Source organism: Pseudomonas sp. HMSC08G10 (assembly GCF_001808425.1).
Classification (GTDB): Bacteria; Pseudomonadota; Gammaproteobacteria; order Pseudomonadales; family Pseudomonadaceae; genus Aquipseudomonas; species Aquipseudomonas guariconensis.
This window is the reverse complement of record NZ_KV793300.1, coordinates 1-17,634: the sequence shown is the minus strand read 5'-3', so window position 1 is coordinate 17,634 and position 17,634 is coordinate 1. Positions and strand designations below refer to the sequence as shown.

The following is a 17,634-nucleotide window of genomic DNA, read 5'->3' as shown; positions in this document are numbered from 1 at the left end:
GCTTGTCAGCCAAGAAAAAGCCCGGCGTGATCGCCGGGCTTTTTCGGTGCGGGGCAATTGCAAGCCAGGGGCTTACAGGATGCTCAGCGGGTACTCGACGATCAGGCGCAGTTCGTCGATCGACGGGGAACCGTAGTAGACGCCGTCGGCGGAACGGTAGGTGGCCTGGCGTACGCGGAAGCTCAGGTCCTTGGCAGGGCCTTCTTGCAGCACGTACTTGATATCGATGTCGCGTTCCCATTCTTTGCCGTTGCTGGTGCCGGCGACGTTGGCGTCGGTGCCGCGCACGTAACGGGTCATGAAGGTCAGGCCTGGAATGCCGTACTCGGCGAAGTTCAGGTCGTAGCGAGCCTGCCAGGACTTCTCGTCTTCGGCGTTGAAGTCGGAGCGGGCTACGGAGTTAGCCAGGAAGATGGTGCCGCCACCGTCGACGCCGTAAGCGTAGTCGCCGTCACCGGTCACTTTCTGATAGGCCAGAGTGAAGGTGTGAGCGCCGATGTTGTAGGCGCCCGAAAGGCTGAATGCACGGTTGTCGAGCTTGTCGCCATCGAAGGCGCGGGCCAGGTGGCCTTCGCTCTTGGTGTCATAGATGTTGAAGTCGAACACCAGGCCTTGCTTGTCGGAGATCGGCAGCGCCCAGTTGACGTTGGCGTAGTACTTGCGCCAGTAGTCTTCGACCTTGGAGTAGTAGAGGCTGGTGCTCAGGTTTTCGGTGAACGCGTAGGTACCACCGACAACGTTAGCTTCCTTCAGGTGAAGGCTGTCGCGGTTGGTCTCTTCCTGAGCGGTCAGGCTGGTGAAGTGACCGGCGTGCAGGGTCAGGTCCTTGATCTCGTTGCTGGTGATCAAGGTGCCTTGGGCCATTTCTGGCAGCAGGCGGCTGTCATCGGTCGCGAAGACCGGCAGTGCGGTGAATTGGTCACCTACCTTCAGCACGGTGTCGGAAACGCGGAACTTAACTGCGGCGCCGCCTTTGGAGTAGTCGTCCTGCGAACGGCCATCCGAGTCGGTTGGGAACAGGCCGGTGCCGGAGCGGCCTTTGCCGCTGTCCAATTTCAGGCCCAGCATGCCGATTGCGTCGACGCCCACACCGACGGTGCCTTGGGTGAAACCGGACTCGTAAGTGCCGAGGAAGCCCAGGCCGGTCTCTTCACGGCGGCTTTGGGTGCCGGCCGGGTTGTTGCGGAAGTCACGGCTGAAATACAGCATACGGGTCTTGACGTTCAGCTGGCTGTCTTCAATGAAACCCTTGGATTCGTCTTGCGAAGAGGCCACTGCCAACTGCGAGGTCCCTGCCGCAACGGCCAGGGCGATCATGCTCCACTTCATCACGCGCATCGTGATTTGCTCCTTTGGTTTTTAGGAAGTACCGCTTCACCCTGCTCTTTTAGTTATAGGGCGAGCTCTTTCTTGTTATGTCGGCGAAAATGTATATCACGCTGACTATTCTTGGCGACACTGAAAAAACAACCTTTAGGGAACTTTTTCAACATGTCGCGTTTGGCTATTTCCATGTCGCAAATTACGCCCAGTTTCGGGGCGTATAACGCCAGCGCTGTAACAATTCTGTAAACACACCTGGCTGGTGGAACAACCTGGGTATCCCTGCCGCTTTTTTTTATTGTCTCGTGCACCGAGGTGCCTCGTGACTTGGTCGGATGGGAATGCAACAAGCGTGCTCAAAATCACGATTTGTTCATGAATTTTTCACAGTCCCTCTGGCAGGGATGGCAAAGGTCCATAAATACGGGGCGAAAAGCGTCTGATGGTGTGCCAAATCGCGGCCACGCTCGTGGGCGAAAAGCTACCTTAAAAGTCAACGTGTTACCGAAAACTGTTAATCCGCGCACAAAGCAGTGGGGTGTGTTGCGCTGTCGGCTCCTTTTTGGTGCGAAAAGTAGCGCTGTGTTACCGGGTTGTGCGTACAAGTGTGCTGCTCGCCGAAAAAGGCAGCCCTTGCGGTGGCATTTCATGCTGGCGCTGTTGAAGCAAGGTATCCTTCGCTCATCTCGCCCGCGCTCTGGCCGGGCCGTTTCGTCTTGAGGAGATATGCCGTGTTCGTTCTGGATTCGCGTTTGCAGCAGGATTCCCTGGTGTTGGGAGATTTTCCATTGAGTCGCTTGTTGCTGAGCAAGGATGCCAACTACCCCTGGTTCATCCTGGTGCCGCGGCGCGCCGATATCAGCGAACTGTTTCAGTTGAACGAAGCCGACCAGCAGCAGCTCTGGAAGGAAACCACTTACCTGGCCGAAACACTCAAGGACAGCTTCGCTGCCGACAAGCTCAACGTCGCGACTTTGGGCAATGTGGTGAGCCAACTGCACATGCACGTGATCGTGCGCCGACGCGACGACGCGGCCTGGCCCGCGCCAGTGTGGGGGCGGGTGCCTGCTACCGAGTACACCACCGACCAGATCGACTCGATCCGTCAGCGTTTGCGGGTGGTGTTGAACGATGACTTCCGGGAGGTTTGAGGCGATGTCGTTGGAATCGCGAGTCATCGAGCTGGAAAGCCGTCAGGCGTTTCAGGACGACACCATTCAGGCGCTGAATGATGTGCTGGTTGAGCAGGGGCGGGTGATCGAGCGCCTGCAGCTGCAGATGGCCGAACTGATCAAGCGTTACGAGGAAGTGGTGGGGCAGTACGGTGGCGAGGGGGAGCAGGCGCCGCCGCCTCATTATTAAGGAAGGTGACCCTGGCGCGGAGGGATCCGCTGCGCCAGGGTCTGTCGGTCAGCGGCGGGAAACCGCGACCACGTCTTCAGCCTGCAGGCCTTTGTCGCGGTGCATCACCGAAAACTCAACGCGCTGGCCTTCGACCAGAACGCGGTGGCCCTCGCCACGGATCGCGCGGAAATGCACGAAAATGTCGTCGCCCGAATCGCGGGAGATAAAGCCGAAGCCCTTGGAGGTGTTGAACCACTTCACCGTGCCGGTATCACGTTTGCCCGCATCTTGTGAGGTGCCTTGGTTGGCGCGTGGCTTCTTGAAGCTGCGGGCGAAGCCTGTGCCAAGGTGCAAGGCTACGGCCAGGGTGGCGCAGAGCAAGGCTGGCAGGTCGCCCAGTTCCGGGCGTGCCAGCAGGGTGATGGTCTGCAGGATCACCGCCAGCACCAACAAGGCGCACGCCAGCGATTGCAGTTGCTGGCGGGCGCCTTTGTAGTAGAGCGGCAGTGCAGGTGCCAACAGCAGGTTGAGCAGGCCGAGCAATGCCAGATAGACGGCTTCAGGTTGCTCCAGGAACGGAGTTGCATCGGTTTTCAGGCTGGGTATGAGCGACAGCAGCAAAGCTGCTACGCCCGTCACCAGATGGACGATCTTGAACATTTGAGTGGGCTCACATTGATAAGGCCGATCACAGGAAGAGCTGGACGTGCGGTGCGCAGATACAAGGCGCGATCACGCAACTGGCCAGCCTATGCACCCGGCAATGACTGTCCGCACGGGTGGCACGGTGCCTATTTAACAGCAAAGGCAGAGGGTTCTCAAACCGTGGGGCGACGGCTTGTCCTGTGTCACGGGCAGGAGCGGGAGGGTCTGATACAGTTTGGGGTGCCCGCTTGATGACCAAGCCTTATGGAAAGGGGAGCTTCATGGCAATCGATATCGGTATCAATGAAGAAGATCGCAAGTCCATCGTCGATGGGCTTTCCCGCCTGTTGTCGGATACTTACGTGCTGTATCTGAAAACCCATAACTTTCACTGGAACGTCACCGGCCCTGCGTTCCGCACCCTGCACCTGATGTTCGAAGAGCAGTACAACGAGCTGGCCCTGGCGGTCGACTCGATCGCCGAGCGCATTCGGGCGTTGGGCTTCCCGGCGCCAGGTTCCTATGCCTTCTATGCGCGTCACTCGTCAATCAAGGAAGAAGAGGGCGTGCCGCCTGCCGAAGAGATGATCCGTCAGCTCGTTCAGGGGCAGGAGGCGGTGGTGCGCACGGCGCGTAGCATCTTCCCGGTCGTCGACAAGGTCAGCGATGAGCCGACCGCCGACCTGCTGACCCAGCGCATGCAGATCCATGAAAAAACCGCCTGGATGCTGCGGGTATTGCTCGAGGAAAAGTGATCGTTCGTTTGTAGGCTCCATCGATCCGACCCTGTCCAGGGTCGGGTCTTTCGTTTCGCCCGGAAGGTTTTGCCACTGCTTTGAAGGCCCTGACAGCGCTTTATTGATCTGCCCGGTCGTGCATGGGCGCGAGGGGATTTTTCCAGACAATGGAGTGGTGTGGTGGAAGTGATGCAACAAGGCAGGCGAGGCGCTTGCCAGGGAAAATGGCCGGGCAAGCAGTGCATTGACCCTTTTCGGGCAGATTTCGACATGATGCAGGTTCGGCCGGTCTCCCGGTCGGTCCGGCTCAATGGCTTTGCCACCTGCCTGCGGCTTGAGGTGGTCTACTGGCGTATTCTCGAACGCATCGCCCAGGCCAACCAATGCACGGTAAGCGCCGTGCTGTCCTACGTGGATCGGGAGGTCCACTTGCGTCACGGTGGGGTTCGCAACTTCAGTGGGCTGATTCGGGTGATCTGCGTGGCCTGGCTGCTGGATCCGCCCTGAGTACGCTGATCGCCGGGCGGGCTGCGCAGCTCTCCTTAACCATATATAATCCCGCTTTTTACTGCCCCGGCAGCGTTGTGGTTGACGAGAGACACCCCCATGCCCCTTTATGACTATCAATGTGCGTCCTGCGATCACCGGATGGAGGTGTTGCAGAAGATCAGCGCCGCACCACTGACCGACTGCCCGGCGTGCCAGGCTCCAGCCCTGAAAAAGCTGCTGTCGGTACCCGGCTTCCGCCTGAGCGGCAACGGCTGGTACGAGACCGATTTCAAGACCGGGGCGAAGAAGAACCTGGCAGGCGGCGACAAGGCCGACTGAGTTGAATTGCAGTGACTGGGTCTTGCAGTATTAGCCCCTTGGGCGGCCAAGACCTCCACCGAATACACGAATCACGAGAAGCGAAACCACCATCATGATGCGCAGCCATTATTGCGGCCAACTGAACGAGAGCCTGGACGGCCAGGAAGTCACCCTTTGCGGCTGGGTCCATCGTCGCCGCGACCACGGCGGGGTGATCTTCCTCGATATCCGTGACCGCGAAGGCATGGCCCAGGTCGTCTTCGACCCGGATCGCGCCGAGACTTTCGCCGCTGCCGACCGCGTGCGCAGCGAGTATGTCGTACAGATCACCGGCAAGGTGCGTCTGCGCCCGGCTGGCGCGGTCAACCCGAACATGGCGTCCGGCGGTATCGAAGTGCTGGGTTATGAGCTCAAGGTGCTCAACGAGGCGGAAACCCCACCCTTCCCGCTGAACGAATATTCCGATGTAGGCGAGGAAACCCGCCTGCGCTACCGCTTCATCGACCTGCGTCGCCCGGAAATGGCCGACAAGCTGCGTCTGCGCTCACGCATCACCAGCAGCATCCGTCGCTACCTGGACGAGAACGGTTTCCTCGACGTCGAGACGCCGATCCTGACCCGCGCCACACCGGAAGGCGCGCGCGACTACTTGGTCCCGAGCCGTACCCACGCTGGCAGCTTCTTCGCCCTGCCGCAGTCGCCGCAGCTGTTCAAGCAGTTGCTGATGGTCGCCGGCTTCGATCGCTACTACCAGATCGCCAAGTGCTTCCGTGACGAGGACCTGCGTGCCGACCGTCAGCCGGAATTCACCCAGATCGACATCGAGACCAGCTTCCTCGACGAAGCCGAGATCATGGGCCTGACCGAAGGCATGATCCGCAAGCTGTTCAAGGAAGTCCTGGATCTGGAGTTCGGCGAATTCCCGCACATGACCTACGAAGAGGCCATGCGTCGCTACGGTTCCGACAAGCCTGACCTGCGTATTCCGCTGGAACTGGTCGATGTTGCCGACCAGCTCAAGGACGTGGACTTCAAGGTCTTTGCAGGCCCGGCCAACGATCCGAAGTGTCGCGTCACCGCTCTGCGTCTGCCGGGCGGGGCCAGCATGCCGCGCAGCCGCATCGACGAATACACCAAGTTCGTCGGCATTTACGGCGCCAAGGGCCTGGCCTACATCAAGGTCAACGAGCGCGCCAAGGGCGTCGAGGGCCTGCAGTCGCCGATCGTCAAGAACATCCCAGAGGCCAACCTGAACGTGATCCTTGATCGCGTGGGCGCCGTCGACGGTGACATCGTGTTCTTCGGCGCCGACAAGGCCAAGATCGTCAGCGAAGCCTTGGGCGCGCTGCGTATCCGCCTGGGCCACGACTTCGAGCTGCTGACCTGCGAGTGGGCACCGATGTGGGTCGTCGACTTCCCGATGTTCGAAGAAAACGACGATGGTAGCTTCAGCGCGTTGCACCACCCGTTCACCGCGCCCAAGTGCTCGCCTGAAGAGCTCGAGGCCAACCCGGGCGCTGCGCTGTCGCGTGCTTATGACATGGTGCTCAACGGCACTGAACTCGGTGGCGGCTCGATCCGTATCCACCGTAAGGAAATGCAACAGGCGGTCTTCCGTCTGCTGGGCATCGGTGCCGAAGAGCAGCAGGAGAAGTTCGGCTTCCTGCTCGACGCCCTGAAGTTCGGTGCGCCACCTCATGGTGGCCTGGCCTTCGGCCTGGACCGCCTGGTCATGCTGATGACCGGCGCCCAGTCGATCCGTGAAGTGATCGCGTTCCCGAAAACCCAGAGCGCCGCGTGCGTCATGACCCAGGCTCCAGGTCTGGTGGATGCCAAGGCCCTGCGCGAGCTGCACATCCGTCTGCGTGAGCAGACCAAGGTCGAGTAATCGACCCAGGGCGCTTCCCTGGCGGAAGCGCCCACGCGCTTTGGCGCAGTTTTCTCGCGTTCCGCCCTTCGGGGCGGAACCTGTTTCTGTTTCAAGGATTCGGAGTCGTTATGGCTGGTCATTCCAAGTGGGCAAACATCAAGCACCGCAAAGAGCGCCAGGATGCCAAGAGAGGCAAGATCTTCACCAAGTGGATCCGCGAACTGACTGTCGCTGCCAAGCAGGGTGGGCCTGACCCGGCATCCAACCCGCGTTTGCGCCTGGCCCTGGACAAGGCCCTGGGTGCCAACATGAGCCGCGACATTATCGACCGCGCCGTGGCGCGCGGTGCGGGCACCAACGAAAGCGACAACGTCGAAGAGCTGAGCTACGAAGGCTACGGTCCTGGTGGCGTGGCGATCATGGTCGAGGCCATGACCGATAACCGCAACCGCACCGCAGCGGCTGTGCGCCATGCATTCACCAAGTGTGGCGGCAACCTTGGTACCGACGGCTCCGTCGCCTATCTGTTCGAGCGCAAGGGGCAGATCAGCTTTGCTCCGGGCCTGGACGAAGACACCCTCATGGAAGCCGCCATGGAAGCGGATGCCGACGATGTGGTCGCCAATGACGACGGCTCCTTCGATGTATTCACTTCGTTCAACAGCTTCTATGCCGTGCGTAACGCCTTGGAAGAGGCCGGCTTCAAGGCCGCCGACGCCGAGATCGTGATGCAGCCGACCACCAGTGCCGAGCTGGATCAGGAGGGGGCGGAGAAAGTGCTCAAGCTGATCGACATGCTCGAAGATCTGGACGATGTGCAAAACGTCTACTCCAACGCCGAAATTTCCGACGAGATCATGGAGAAGCTCGGCTAAGGTGTTCGGGCGACCCCTACCAGCTCTGTAAGCTTGTCAGCGCCTGTACGGGCTTTGTAGGTAAACCCGCTCTCACAGGCATGGCGCCGCAATCGAAACCGGTGCCATGTCTGTGGGGCGGGTTTGCCCGCGAAAGGGCCGATGCAGTTCGCAAAACATGCCTCCTTTCAATGACAGGCCCTATGACTCTGATTCTTGGTATCGACCCCGGTTCGCGCATCACAGGTTTCGGCGTGGTGCGTCAGACGGCTCGCGGCTGCGAGTACGTGGCGTCTGGTTGTATTCGCACAGGCAGTGGCGAATTGCACGAGCGGCTGCAGGTCGTGTTCCGTGGAGTGAGTGAGATCATCCGCCAGCACGGGCCGGTGACCATGGGCATCGAGCGGGTATTCATGGCGCGCAACGCCGATTCGGCTCTCAAGCTTGGGCAGGCTCGGGGCGCGGCGATCGTCGCGGCCGCCGAGGCGGGTCTTGAGATTGCCGAATACAGTGCCAGCCAGGTCAAGCAGGCCGTGGCCGGGACCGGTGGCGCCAACAAGGAACAGGTGATGTTGATGGTCATGCACCTGTTGAAGTTGACGCAAAAGCCCCAGGTGGATGCCTCCGACGCCCTGGCCATCGCGCTGTGCCATGCTCACACTCGCTCCAGCCTCATCCCTCATGGATTGGCCACAGCCCGGCGACGCGGTGGACGCTTGCGTCTGTAGCCGCTTCATGCGCTGATACATATTTTGTGTGGGGGGAACAGTCTCCCACTGCATTTGCTGATAGGGTGGACCGGTTTCTGGCCGGCACCCGAAGGAAAGGATCGGAACGTGATTGGACGTTTGCGCGGCACTCTGGCGGAAAAACAGCCGCCGCACCTGATAGTCGATGTCAATGGCGTGGGCTATGAGCTGGAGGTGCCAATGACTACCTTGTACCGGTTGCCGAAAGTCGGTGAGCCGGTCACCCTGCACACCCATCTGGTGGTGCGTGAGGATGCCCATCTGCTCTATGGCTTTGCCGAAAAGCGCGAGCGTGAACTGTTTCGCGAGCTCATCCGCCTCAATGGGGTAGGGCCGAAGCTCGCCCTGGCGCTGATGTCGGGCCTAGAGGTCGATGAGTTGGTGCGCTGTGTACAGGCCCAGGACGCCTCGGCGTTGGTGCGTGTACCAGGGGTAGGCAAGAAGACCGCCGAACGCCTGCTGGTGGAGCTCAAGGATCGCTTCAAGGCGTGGGAAACCTCCCCCGCAATGTTCACCCTTGTCTCTGATGGCCCAATGCCCGTAAGCAGCGCCTCCAATGCGGAGGCCGATGCGGTCAGCGCCTTGATTTCCCTGGGCTACAAGCCCCAGGAGGCCAGCAAGGCGGTGGCGGCCATCGAGGGCAAGAGCGGTCTGAGCAGCGAGGAGCTGATTCGCCGCAGCCTTAAAGGAATGATCGCCAAGTGATCGAAACTGACCGACTGATCGCCGCCAGTGGCCGCGACCGCGAAGAAATCCAGGATCGTGCGATCCGCCCTCTGAGCCTGGACGAGTACATCGGCCAGCCGGTGGTGCGCGAGCAGATGGCGTTGTTCATCCAGGCGGCGCGCGGTCGCAACGAATCCCTCGACCACACTTTGATTTTCGGCCCGCCGGGCCTGGGCAAGACCACCCTTGCCAACATCATCGCCCAGGAAATGGGCGTGTCGGTCAAGAGTACGTCGGGGCCCATCCTCGAGCGTCCAGGTGACCTGGCCGCGATGTTGACCAACCTGGAGCCCCATGACGTGCTGTTCATCGACGAGATCCATCGGCTGTCGCCGGTCGTCGAGGAGGTGCTCTATCCAGCGATGGAGGACTTTCAGCTGGACATCATGATCGGCGAGGGCCCGGCGGCGCGTTCGATCAAGCTCGATCTGCCACCGTTCACTCTGGTTGGCGCTACAACCCGTGCTGGCATGCTGACCAACCCGCTGCGCGACCGCTTCGGCATCGTCCAGCGCCTTGAGTTCTACAGCAACAAGGATCTGGCGACCATCGTCAGCCGCTCGGCCAGCATCCTCGGGTTGTCCATCGAGGACCAGGGGGCCTACGAGATCGCCCGTCGTGCCCGCGGCACGCCGCGTATAGCCAACCGCTTGCTGCGACGCGTGCGCGATTATGCCGAGGTCCGTGGCAAAGGGCAGATCACCAAGGCCGTGGCGGACATGGCACTGAACCTGCTGGATGTCGACGAGCGTGGCTTCGACCATTCCGATCGCCGTTTGCTGCTGACCATGATCGAGAAGTTCGACGGTGGCCCAGTGGGGGTCGACAACCTCGCCGCGGCGATCAGCGAGGAGCGTCACACCATCGAGGACGTGCTCGAGCCGTACCTGATCCAGCAGGGTTACATCATGCGCACGCCGCGCGGGCGGGTGGTCACTCGGCATGCCTACTTGCATTTTGGCCTGAACATTCCAGGGCGCTTCGCCGAAGGCGGAGAGTTCTCCGATCCCGATGAATGACAGATCGAATCATGGTTTTCGTGGTCCTACCGCTGGCACGCGCTTGGCGCGCTGGCAATAAGACATTATCCATGCAAAAACAGTTGCCGGGGCGGATTGGCAAGCTGAGGAGTAAGCACTAGAGTATGCGCGCGCAAAATGGCCTGGAACCGTTCGCTCACCGCTGTCGCGTCTATTACGAGGACACCGACGCCGGTGGCGTGGTGTATTACGTCAACTATTTGAAATTCATGGAGCGGGCGCGTACCGAGCGGCTGCGGCACCTGGGGTTTTCCCAGTCCGAGCTTGCCGGCCAGAACCTGTTGTTCGTAGTTCACTCCAGCGAAGCGCGTTACCACGCGCCGGCGCGGTTGGACGACGAATTGCGGGTGACCGCGCAAGTGCTTGAATTGAACCGCGCCAGCCTGCGCTTCGTGCAGCAGGTCTGGCGGGAAAAGGATGAAACACTGCTCTGCGAAGGGCAGTTCCTGGTGGCCGCCGTGCGCGCCGACACTTTCAAACCCCGGGCCATTCCCCCAGAACTGCGCGACGCCTTCCTGGCGGACGGCACGGGTACTCAATCGAATGCAGGAGAATAAGCGTGGAAGCTAACGTCGTCGACCATACCTCCATGTGGAGTCTGGTCAGCAATGCCAGTGTAGTGGTACAGCTGGTCATGCTGACCCTGGTGGCCGCTTCGGTCACTTCATGGATCATGATCTTCCAGCGCAGCACCATGCTGCGCGCCGGTCGTCGTGCGCTCGATGCCTTCGAGGAGCGCTTCTGGTCGGGCATCGACCTGTCCAAGCTGTATCGTCAGGCAGGCAGCAATCCGGACCCGGACTCGGGCGTGGAGCAGGTGTTCCGTGCCGGCTTCAAAGAGTTCTCGCGCCTGCGCCAGCAGCCGGGTGTCGACCCGGATGCGGTCATGGAGGGCGTCGGGCGTGCCATGCGCGTGGCCATCTCCCGTGAGGAAGAAAAGCTCGAGCAGAGCTTGCCGTTCCTTGCCACTGTCGGCTCCACCAGCCCGTACATCGGCCTGTTCGGAACCGTCTGGGGCATCATGAACTCCTTCCGCGGTTTGGCTTCGGCTCAGCAGGCGACCCTGGCCACAGTGGCTCCGGGCATCGCCGAGGCACTGATCGCCACTGCGATCGGTCTGTTCGCCGCGATCCCGGCGGTCATTGCCTACAACCGTTTCTCCGCCCGCAGCGAAGTGCTGATCGGTCGTTACTACACGTTCGCCGACGAGTTCCAGGCAATCCTGCACCGCAAAGTGCACACCAGCGAAGAGTAATCAGGTAGAAGCCCATGGCCCGAGTTCGCCACAAACGCAAGCCGGTCGCCGAGATGAACGTGGTGCCCTACATCGACGTGATGCTGGTGCTGCTGGTCATCTTCATGGTGACTGCCCCCATGCTCAACCAGGGCGTGAAGGTCGACCTGCCCAAGGTTTCCAGCGAAGCCTTGCCCCAGGACAACAACGTTCAGATCCTGACCATCTCGATCAAGGCCGACAAAACCTACTACTGGAACCTCGGCAGCGAAGTCGATACCGACAAGCAGATGGACAAGGCCATGACCTTGCCTGAAATGACCAGCGCGGTGACCAAGATCATCGCCGCCGGTCGCGACCAGGGCAAGCAGACCCAGGTCTTCATTCGTGGCGACAAGGCCGTCGACTACGGCGCGGTCATGGGTGCCATGGGCGGGTTGCAGAAGGCCGGTGTCGGTAACGTTGGCCTGATTACCGAGGCGCCCTGATGCAACAGCGAGAGCCATCCGCCTCGGAAAGCTACTTCTGGCCCACTGTCTGGGCCATTGGTCTGCACGTTCTGGTGTTCGCGATGCTGTTCGTCAGCTTCGCCATGACGCCTGAGCTGCCGCCGTCCAAGCCGATCGTCCAGGCTACGCTCTATCAGCTCAAATCCAAGAGTCAGGCGACTACCCAGACCAATCAGAAGATTGCCGGGGAAGCGAAGAAAACCGCTTCGCGCCAGACCGAGGTCGAGCAACTGGAGCAGAAGAAGGTCGAGCAGGAAGCTGTGAAGGCCGCGGAACAAAAGAAAGCTGACGCCGCTCAAAAGGCCGAGGAGGCCCGTGAAGCCGCCGAGGCGAAGAAGGCCGAGGAGGCTGCCAAAGCCGCTGAAGCCAAGAAGGCTGCCGAGGCCAAGAAAGCCGAGGAGGCGAAGAAGGCCGCTGAGAAGCAGCAGGCTGATATCGCCAAGAAGAAAGCCGAGGAAGAGGCCAAGAAGAAAGCCGAGGAAGAAGCCAAGAAACAGGCTGCCGAGGAGGCTAAAAAGAAAGCCGCCGAAGAGGCCAAGAAGAAAGCAGCCGAGGACGCCAAGAAGAAAGCGGCGGCCGAGGAAGCGAAGAAGAAGGCAGCCGAAGACGCCAAGAAGAAGGCGGCTGCGGATGCCCAGAAGAAAAAGGCGCAGGAAGCGGCCCGCAAGGCGGCAGAAGACAAGAAAGCTCAGGCCCTGGCCGAGCTGCTGTCCGATACCACCGAGCGGCAGCAGGCCCTGGCCGATGAGCGTGGCGATGAAGTGGCCGGCGATTTCGACGACCTGATTCGCTTGCGAGCAGCCGAAGGGTGGGCGCGTCCGCCGTCCGCACGCAGGGGCATGACGGTAGTCCTGCAGATCAACATGCTGCCCGATGGCACCATCACCAACGTCAGCGTGGCGCGCTCCAGTGGCGACGGTCCGTTCGACAGCTCGGCGGTGGCAGCGGTGAAGAACATTGGTCGTCTGACCGAGATGCAGGGCTTGAAGCCGAACGAGTTCAATCCGTACCGTTCATTCAAGATGACATTTACACCTGAGGATCTAGCGTTGTGATTAAACGTCTGAAAGGACTGCTGGTCATGCTCTGCTGCGTGGCAGGTATGGCCGTGGCAGAGGAAAAGAACATCCTGGTCACCAGCGGCAGCGATCGGGCGACTCCGATCGCGGTAGTGCCGTTCGGTTTGCAGGGTGGCAGCGTGTTGCCCGAGGACATGGCCGAGATCATTGGCAATGACCTGCGCAACTCCGGCTACTACTCGCCCATTCCACGGCAGAACATGATCAGCCAGCCGACCCAGGCCAGCGAAGTCATCTTCCGTGACTGGAAAGCCCTGGGGGCCCAATACGTGATGGTTGGCAGCATCGTGCCGTCCGGCGGTCGCCTGCAGGTGCAGTACGCCCTGTTCAACGTCGCCACCGAACAGCAGGTGCTGACCGGCAGCGTTGCTGGTGGCGTCGACCAGCTGCGCGACATGTCGCACTACATCGCCGACCAGTCGTTCGAGAAGCTCACCGGCATCAAGGGTGCATTCTCCACCCGCATGTTGTACGTGACTGCCGAGCGCTTCTCCGCCAACAACACCCGTTACACCTTGCAGCGTTCTGATTATGACGGTGCCCGCGCCGTTACTTTGCTGCAATCGCGTGAGCCGATCCTGTCGCCGCGTTTCGCGCCGGACGGAAAGCGTATTGCCTATGTCTCGTTCGAACAGAAGCGTCCGCGCATCTTCGTTCAGCACATCGATACCGGGCGCCGTGAGCAGATCACCAACTTCGAAGGCCTCAACGGCGCTCCGGCCTGGTCGCCAGATGGTTCGCGTCTTGCCTTCGTATTGTCCAAGGACGGCAACCCGGACATCTACGTGATGAACATGGGCTCGCGCCAGATCAGCCGTGTAACTGCAGGCCCAGGCATCAACACCGAGCCGTTCTGGGGCAAGGATGGCAATACCCTGTACTTCACCTCCGACCGTGGCGGCAAGCCGCAGGTCTACAAGACATCGGTCAGTGGCGGTGGCGCCGAGCGTGTAACGTTCGTGGGTAACTACAATGCCAACCCGAAACTGTCGGCGGACGAAAAGACCCTGGTGATGATCCATCGCCAACAGGGCTTCACCAACTTCAAAGTGGCTGCCCAGGACTTGCAGCGCGGAAGTGTAAAGATTCTGTCGGACACCAGTCTTGATGAGTCTCCCACTGTTGCGCCAAACGGCACCATGCTAATCTACGCCACCCGCCAGCAGGGCCGGGGAGTCTTGATGCTCGTCTCTCTCAATGGACGCGTGAGGCTCCCGCTTCCTACCGCTCAAGGCGAAGTCAGAGAACCGTCCTGGTCCCCTTACCTGAACTGATGCGGCGTAATACTTTTGCTTAACACACTGGGGTTTCATTAGGAGTTTCACGATGGAAATGCTGAAGTTTGGTAAATTCGCTGCGCTGGCTCTGGCCATGGCCGTAGCTGTAGGTTGCTCCTCCAAGGGCGGTGACAACGCTGGCGAAGGCGCCGCTGTTGATCCTAACGCTGGCTACGGTGCCAACACTGGCGCTGTTGACGGCAGCCTGAGCGAAGAAGCCGCCCTGCGCGCAATCACCACCTTCTACTTCGAATACGACAGCTCGGACCTGAAGCCAGAAGCCATGCGCGCTCTGGACGTTCACGCCAAGGACCTGAAAGCCAACGGCAACCGTGTTGTTCTGGAAGGCCACACCGACGAGCGCGGTACTCGCGAGTACAACATGGCTCTGGGCGAGCGTCGTGCCAAGGCCGTTCAACGCTACCTGGTTCTGCAGGGCGTTTCCCCTGCTCAGCTGGAACTGGTTTCCTACGGCGAAGAGCGTCCAGTTGCCACCGGCAACGACGAGCAGTCCTGGGCTCAGAACCGTCGCGTAGAACTGCGTAAGTAAGTTCTTATGCGTATGTGCCGTCGTGCTGTAACCGTCCTCGCGCTCAGCCTGCCGCTCGCGGCTTGGGCTGAGGTTCCTGTAGTAGATGACAACGCAAGTGGCTATCCGCCTGCGGGTTATGGCACGAGCGGCGCCTATGCCGGGGCAGGGGCTTCGGCCCCTGCTTCTGCACAGGGCCAGCTGTTCATGCAACTGCAACAGATGCAGGATCAGATTTCCCGCCAGCAAGGCATCATCGAAGAGCTACAGAACGATGTCGCCCGCATGAAGCAGGAGAACCTGGAGCGTTACCAGGATCTGGACCGTCGCATCAACAGCGGTGTCGCACCTGCCGCGACCCCCGAGAATTCTTCCACCGGTGGCGCCTCCAATGCCGCCACCGGTGCCGCTGCTGGCGCCGCGGCCCAACAACCGGCCGCCAGCAGCGAACCAGGTGATCCGGCGAAAGAGAAGCTCTATTACGATGCAGCTTTCGACCTGATCAAGCAGAAGGATTTCGACAAGGCCAGCCAGGCCTTCGGCGCCTTCTTGCGCAAGTACCCAAATAGCCAGTACGCCGGCAATGCCCAATATTGGCTGGGTGAGGTGAACCTGGCCAAGGGCGACCTGCAAGGTGCCAGCCAGGCTTTCGCCAAAGTCGGCCAGCTGTACCCCAAACACAGCAAAGTGCCTGACTCGCTGTACAAGCTGGCGGATGTCGAGCGCCGTATGGGGCACACCGACAAGGTCAAGGGCATCCTTCAGCAGGTCATTACCCAGTATCCCGGCACTTCTGCCGCACAACTGGCTCAGCGTGACCTGCAAAAGCTCTGAATATCGCCATTCGAAAGAAACCCGCGCTTGTCGCGGGTTTTTTCGTTAGAATCTTGGCCCTTTTTTCGTAAACACGCTGGTGCGGATAACGCTATGTCGAGTCCGCGACAGTGCCTGACGGAGGCGGACAGCCTGTTTAGCTGTCACGCCCGTGGCGATCATGCAAGACACATTACGCATCACCGAAGTCTTTTACTCCTTGCAGGGTGAAACACGGACGGCTGGGCTGCCCACCGTATTCGTGCGCCTTACAGGCTGCCCCCTGCGCTGTCAGTATTGCGACAGTGCCTACGCGTTCAGCGGCGGCACCGTACGTACCCTCGACGACATTCTCGAGCAAGTGGCGGGATTCCGGCCGCGCTATGTCTGCGTGACCGGTGGCGAACCCTTGGCCCAGCCCAATGCGTTGCCCTTGCTCCAGCGCCTCTGCGATGCCGGCTACGAAGTCTCTTTGGAGACCAGCGGTGCCCTGGACATCGCCCAGGTCGATCCACGGGTCAGCCGCGTGGTCGATTTGAAGACCCCGGGCTCGGAGGAGTCGCACCGCAACCTCTACGAGAATATCGAGCACCTGACCCGTAACGATCAGGTCAAGTTCGTCATTTGCTCGCGCGAGGACTATGACTGGGCGGTCTCCAAGCTGATTCAGTACAACCTGGCGCAGCGTGCGGGCGAAGTACTGTTTTCACCCAGCCACCACCAGGTGAGTGCCACCGACTTGGCGGACTGGATCGTCGCCGACAACCTGCCCGTACGCTTCCAGTTGCAGTTGCACAAACTGCTGTGGAACGACGAACCGGGACGCTGACACGAGGAGTATGAACATGACTGATAAACGCGCGGTAATTCTGCTTTCCGGTGGTCTGGACTCGGCCACCGTGGTCGCCATGGCCAAGGCTGAAGGCTATAGCTGCTACACCATGAGTTTCGACTACGGTCAGCGTCACCGTGCCGAGCTCAACGCTGCAGCGCGTGTTGCCCGAGACCTGGGCGTGGTCGAGCACAAGGTAATCGGTCTGAACCTCAACGGCATTGGTGGCTCGGCCTTGACCGACACCAGTATCGATGTGCCAGAGACACCTGGCGAAGGTATCCCGGTCACGTATGTGCCTGCGCGTAATACCGTATTCCTGTCCCTGGCACTGGGATGGGCCGAGGTGCTGGGCGCCCGTGACATCTTCATTGGTGTCAACGCCGTGGATTACTCGGGGTATCCGGACTGCCGTCCAGAGTTCGTGGAGGCCTTCGAACGCATGGCCAACCTTGCCACCAAGGCCGGTGTGGAAGGGCAGGGCTTCCGTATCCAGGCGCCTTTGCAGAATCTGAGCAAGGCCCAGATCGTCCAGGCCGGTATTGCCCGTGGCGTGGATTACAGCTTGACCGTCTCGTGCTACCAAGCGGACGACGAGGGGCGCGCCTGCGGCAAGTGCGACAGTTGCCGTTTGCGGGCCGATGGCTTCGCAGCAGCCGGTGTGGCGGATCCTACCCGCTATTTTTGAAAAAATTGCCGATGAGGTGTTGATTTCCCGTTAGAAATCAGTATTATACGCGCCATCCAACGGGTCGTTAGCTCAGTTGGTAGAGCAGTTGGCTTTTAACCAATTGGTCGTAGGTTCGAATCCTACACGACCCACCATATTCACAGCGGTAATGCAGGTACTAGGAAGGGAAGGCTACTCACAGCCAATCTAGTCTTGCTGACCCTGGAGCGATCCTTAGGCTCGCTTCGATGTGATCTCAATATGGAATAGCCCGCGACCCTCTAGGTTTGCGGGCTTTTTCGTTCTTGTCGGTCAGTCAGATTCCTGACTGTTCTCCTGATTTGATGCATGACGATCTATCTGAGAAATTCCAAGCGAAACAGCTTGGTGGCTGCCGCAGATGACCGATTTTCGACCACAGTGAATTCTACCGACTTCGGCTTTTTTCAAGCGTAAGCTGCTAGTGGGTAGGTGTTAGCTCCACCTATACGACCCAGAGACGTTATGGATAGCCACAATCATTGCCTGTAGCGCTATTCAAACACCTGGGTCGATAGCAGTCTGAATCGCCTCTGGTTTCGTAGACACCTCCA

General features: G+C 60.2%; 21 protein-coding genes and 1 tRNA gene. 20 read left to right on the top strand and 2 right to left on the bottom strand.

The features are described 5' to 3' along the window. Positions 1-72: 72 nt before the first annotated feature. Positions 73-1,338: an OprD family porin gene (locus HMPREF3173_RS08285; RefSeq protein ID WP_070572295.1), complete on the bottom strand. Its 1,266-nt coding sequence runs from the start codon at positions 1,336-1,338 to the stop codon at positions 73-75. 716 nt (positions 1,339-2,054) lie between these two features. On the opposite strand from HMPREF3173_RS08285, the gene HMPREF3173_RS08280 reads away from it, so the two are divergent. Continuing rightward, positions 2,055-2,474, top strand: coding sequence for an HIT family protein (locus tag HMPREF3173_RS08280; RefSeq protein ID WP_070572293.1), 420 nt, complete (start codon positions 2,055-2,057; stop codon positions 2,472-2,474). 4 nt (positions 2,475-2,478) lie between these two features. Further along, positions 2,479-2,685, top strand: coding sequence for a SlyX family protein (locus tag HMPREF3173_RS08275; protein WP_043209527.1), 207 nt, complete (start codon positions 2,479-2,481; stop codon positions 2,683-2,685). A gap of 48 nt (positions 2,686-2,733) precedes the next feature. On the opposite strand, the gene HMPREF3173_RS25185 is transcribed toward HMPREF3173_RS08275, so the two are convergent. Further along, positions 2,734-3,327 (bottom strand): cold-shock protein, encoded by a 594-nt coding sequence (locus tag HMPREF3173_RS25185; RefSeq protein WP_043209525.1) that lies wholly within the window; start codon positions 3,325-3,327, stop codon positions 2,734-2,736. 266 nt (positions 3,328-3,593) lie between these two features. Here HMPREF3173_RS25185 and HMPREF3173_RS08265 point away from each other — a divergent pair, with 266 nt between their 5' ends. From HMPREF3173_RS08265 to HMPREF3173_RS08180, 18 genes are all read left to right on the top strand, one after another. Further along, the gene (locus HMPREF3173_RS08265) at positions 3,594-4,067 is read left to right on the top strand and encodes a Dps family protein (RefSeq protein WP_043209523.1); all 474 of its coding nucleotides are present in this window, start codon (positions 3,594-3,596) and stop codon (positions 4,065-4,067) included. Positions 4,068-4,238: 171 nt separating this feature from the next. Further along, complete coding sequence (locus tag HMPREF3173_RS08260) at positions 4,239-4,556, top strand: ribbon-helix-helix domain-containing protein (RefSeq protein ID WP_232111746.1); 318 nt, start codon at positions 4,239-4,241, stop codon at positions 4,554-4,556. A gap of 99 nt (positions 4,557-4,655) precedes the next feature. Beyond that, positions 4,656-4,877, top strand: a complete 222-nt coding sequence (locus tag HMPREF3173_RS08255; protein ID WP_043209521.1) for an FmdB family zinc ribbon protein — start codon at positions 4,656-4,658, stop codon at positions 4,875-4,877. Between the two features lie 94 nt (positions 4,878-4,971). After that, a complete protein-coding gene (gene aspS, locus HMPREF3173_RS08250) occupies positions 4,972-6,747 on the top strand; it encodes an aspartate--tRNA ligase (protein ID WP_043209519.1) in 1,776 nt (591 codons plus the stop codon). 110 nt (positions 6,748-6,857) lie between these two features. Continuing rightward, a complete protein-coding gene (locus HMPREF3173_RS08245; protein ID WP_043209518.1) occupies positions 6,858-7,604 on the top strand; it encodes a YebC/PmpR family DNA-binding transcriptional regulator in 747 nt (248 codons plus the stop codon). Between the two features lie 182 nt (positions 7,605-7,786). Next, complete coding sequence (gene ruvC, locus HMPREF3173_RS08240) at positions 7,787-8,311, top strand: crossover junction endodeoxyribonuclease RuvC (protein ID WP_043209516.1); 525 nt, start codon at positions 7,787-7,789, stop codon at positions 8,309-8,311. Between the two features lie 108 nt (positions 8,312-8,419). Further along, complete coding sequence (ruvA, locus tag HMPREF3173_RS08235) at positions 8,420-9,037, top strand: Holliday junction branch migration protein RuvA (RefSeq protein WP_070572291.1); 618 nt, start codon at positions 8,420-8,422, stop codon at positions 9,035-9,037. Further along, a complete protein-coding gene (gene ruvB, locus HMPREF3173_RS08230) occupies positions 9,034-10,077 on the top strand; it encodes a Holliday junction branch migration DNA helicase RuvB (protein ID WP_070572289.1) in 1,044 nt (347 codons plus the stop codon). The genes ruvA and ruvB overlap by 4 nt, the downstream gene beginning before the upstream one ends. A 125-nt stretch (positions 10,078-10,202) precedes the next feature. Then, positions 10,203-10,655, top strand: a complete 453-nt coding sequence (ybgC, locus tag HMPREF3173_RS08225; RefSeq protein ID WP_043209510.1) for a tol-pal system-associated acyl-CoA thioesterase — start codon at positions 10,203-10,205, stop codon at positions 10,653-10,655. Between the two features lie 2 nt (positions 10,656-10,657). Continuing rightward, positions 10,658-11,353 (top strand): protein TolQ, encoded by a 696-nt coding sequence (gene tolQ, locus HMPREF3173_RS08220; protein WP_043209509.1) that lies wholly within the window; start codon positions 10,658-10,660, stop codon positions 11,351-11,353. A gap of 14 nt (positions 11,354-11,367) precedes the next feature. After that, positions 11,368-11,820, top strand: coding sequence for a protein TolR (gene tolR, locus HMPREF3173_RS08215; RefSeq protein WP_012315816.1), 453 nt, complete (start codon positions 11,368-11,370; stop codon positions 11,818-11,820). Further along, positions 11,820-12,896, top strand: coding sequence for a cell envelope integrity protein TolA (tolA, locus tag HMPREF3173_RS08210; RefSeq protein WP_043209507.1), 1,077 nt, complete (start codon positions 11,820-11,822; stop codon positions 12,894-12,896). The genes tolR and tolA overlap by 1 nt, the downstream gene beginning before the upstream one ends. Positions 12,897-12,922: 26 nt before the next feature. Further along, on the top strand, positions 12,923-14,194 hold the full coding sequence (tolB, locus tag HMPREF3173_RS08205; protein ID WP_043209564.1) for a Tol-Pal system beta propeller repeat protein TolB: 1,272 nt from the start codon (positions 12,923-12,925) through the stop codon (positions 14,192-14,194). A 52-nt stretch (positions 14,195-14,246) separates the two neighbouring features. Continuing rightward, the gene (gene pal / locus HMPREF3173_RS08200) at positions 14,247-14,747 is read left to right on the top strand and encodes a peptidoglycan-associated lipoprotein Pal (RefSeq protein ID WP_043209505.1); all 501 of its coding nucleotides are present in this window, start codon (positions 14,247-14,249) and stop codon (positions 14,745-14,747) included. 6 nt (positions 14,748-14,753) lie between these two features. Next, positions 14,754-15,560, top strand: a complete 807-nt coding sequence (gene ybgF / locus HMPREF3173_RS08195) for a tol-pal system protein YbgF (RefSeq protein WP_070572287.1) — start codon at positions 14,754-14,756, stop codon at positions 15,558-15,560. A gap of 160 nt (positions 15,561-15,720) precedes the next feature. Beyond that, complete coding sequence (gene queE, locus HMPREF3173_RS08190) at positions 15,721-16,368, top strand: 7-carboxy-7-deazaguanine synthase QueE (RefSeq protein ID WP_070572402.1); 648 nt, start codon at positions 15,721-15,723, stop codon at positions 16,366-16,368. A gap of 16 nt (positions 16,369-16,384) precedes the next feature. Then, positions 16,385-17,059: a 7-cyano-7-deazaguanine synthase QueC gene (queC, locus tag HMPREF3173_RS08185; RefSeq protein ID WP_043209502.1), complete on the top strand. Its 675-nt coding sequence runs from the start codon at positions 16,385-16,387 to the stop codon at positions 17,057-17,059. 61 nt (positions 17,060-17,120) lie between these two features. Beyond that, positions 17,121-17,196 (top strand) — tRNA-Lys (locus tag HMPREF3173_RS08180). Positions 17,197-17,634: the final 438 nt, after the last annotated feature.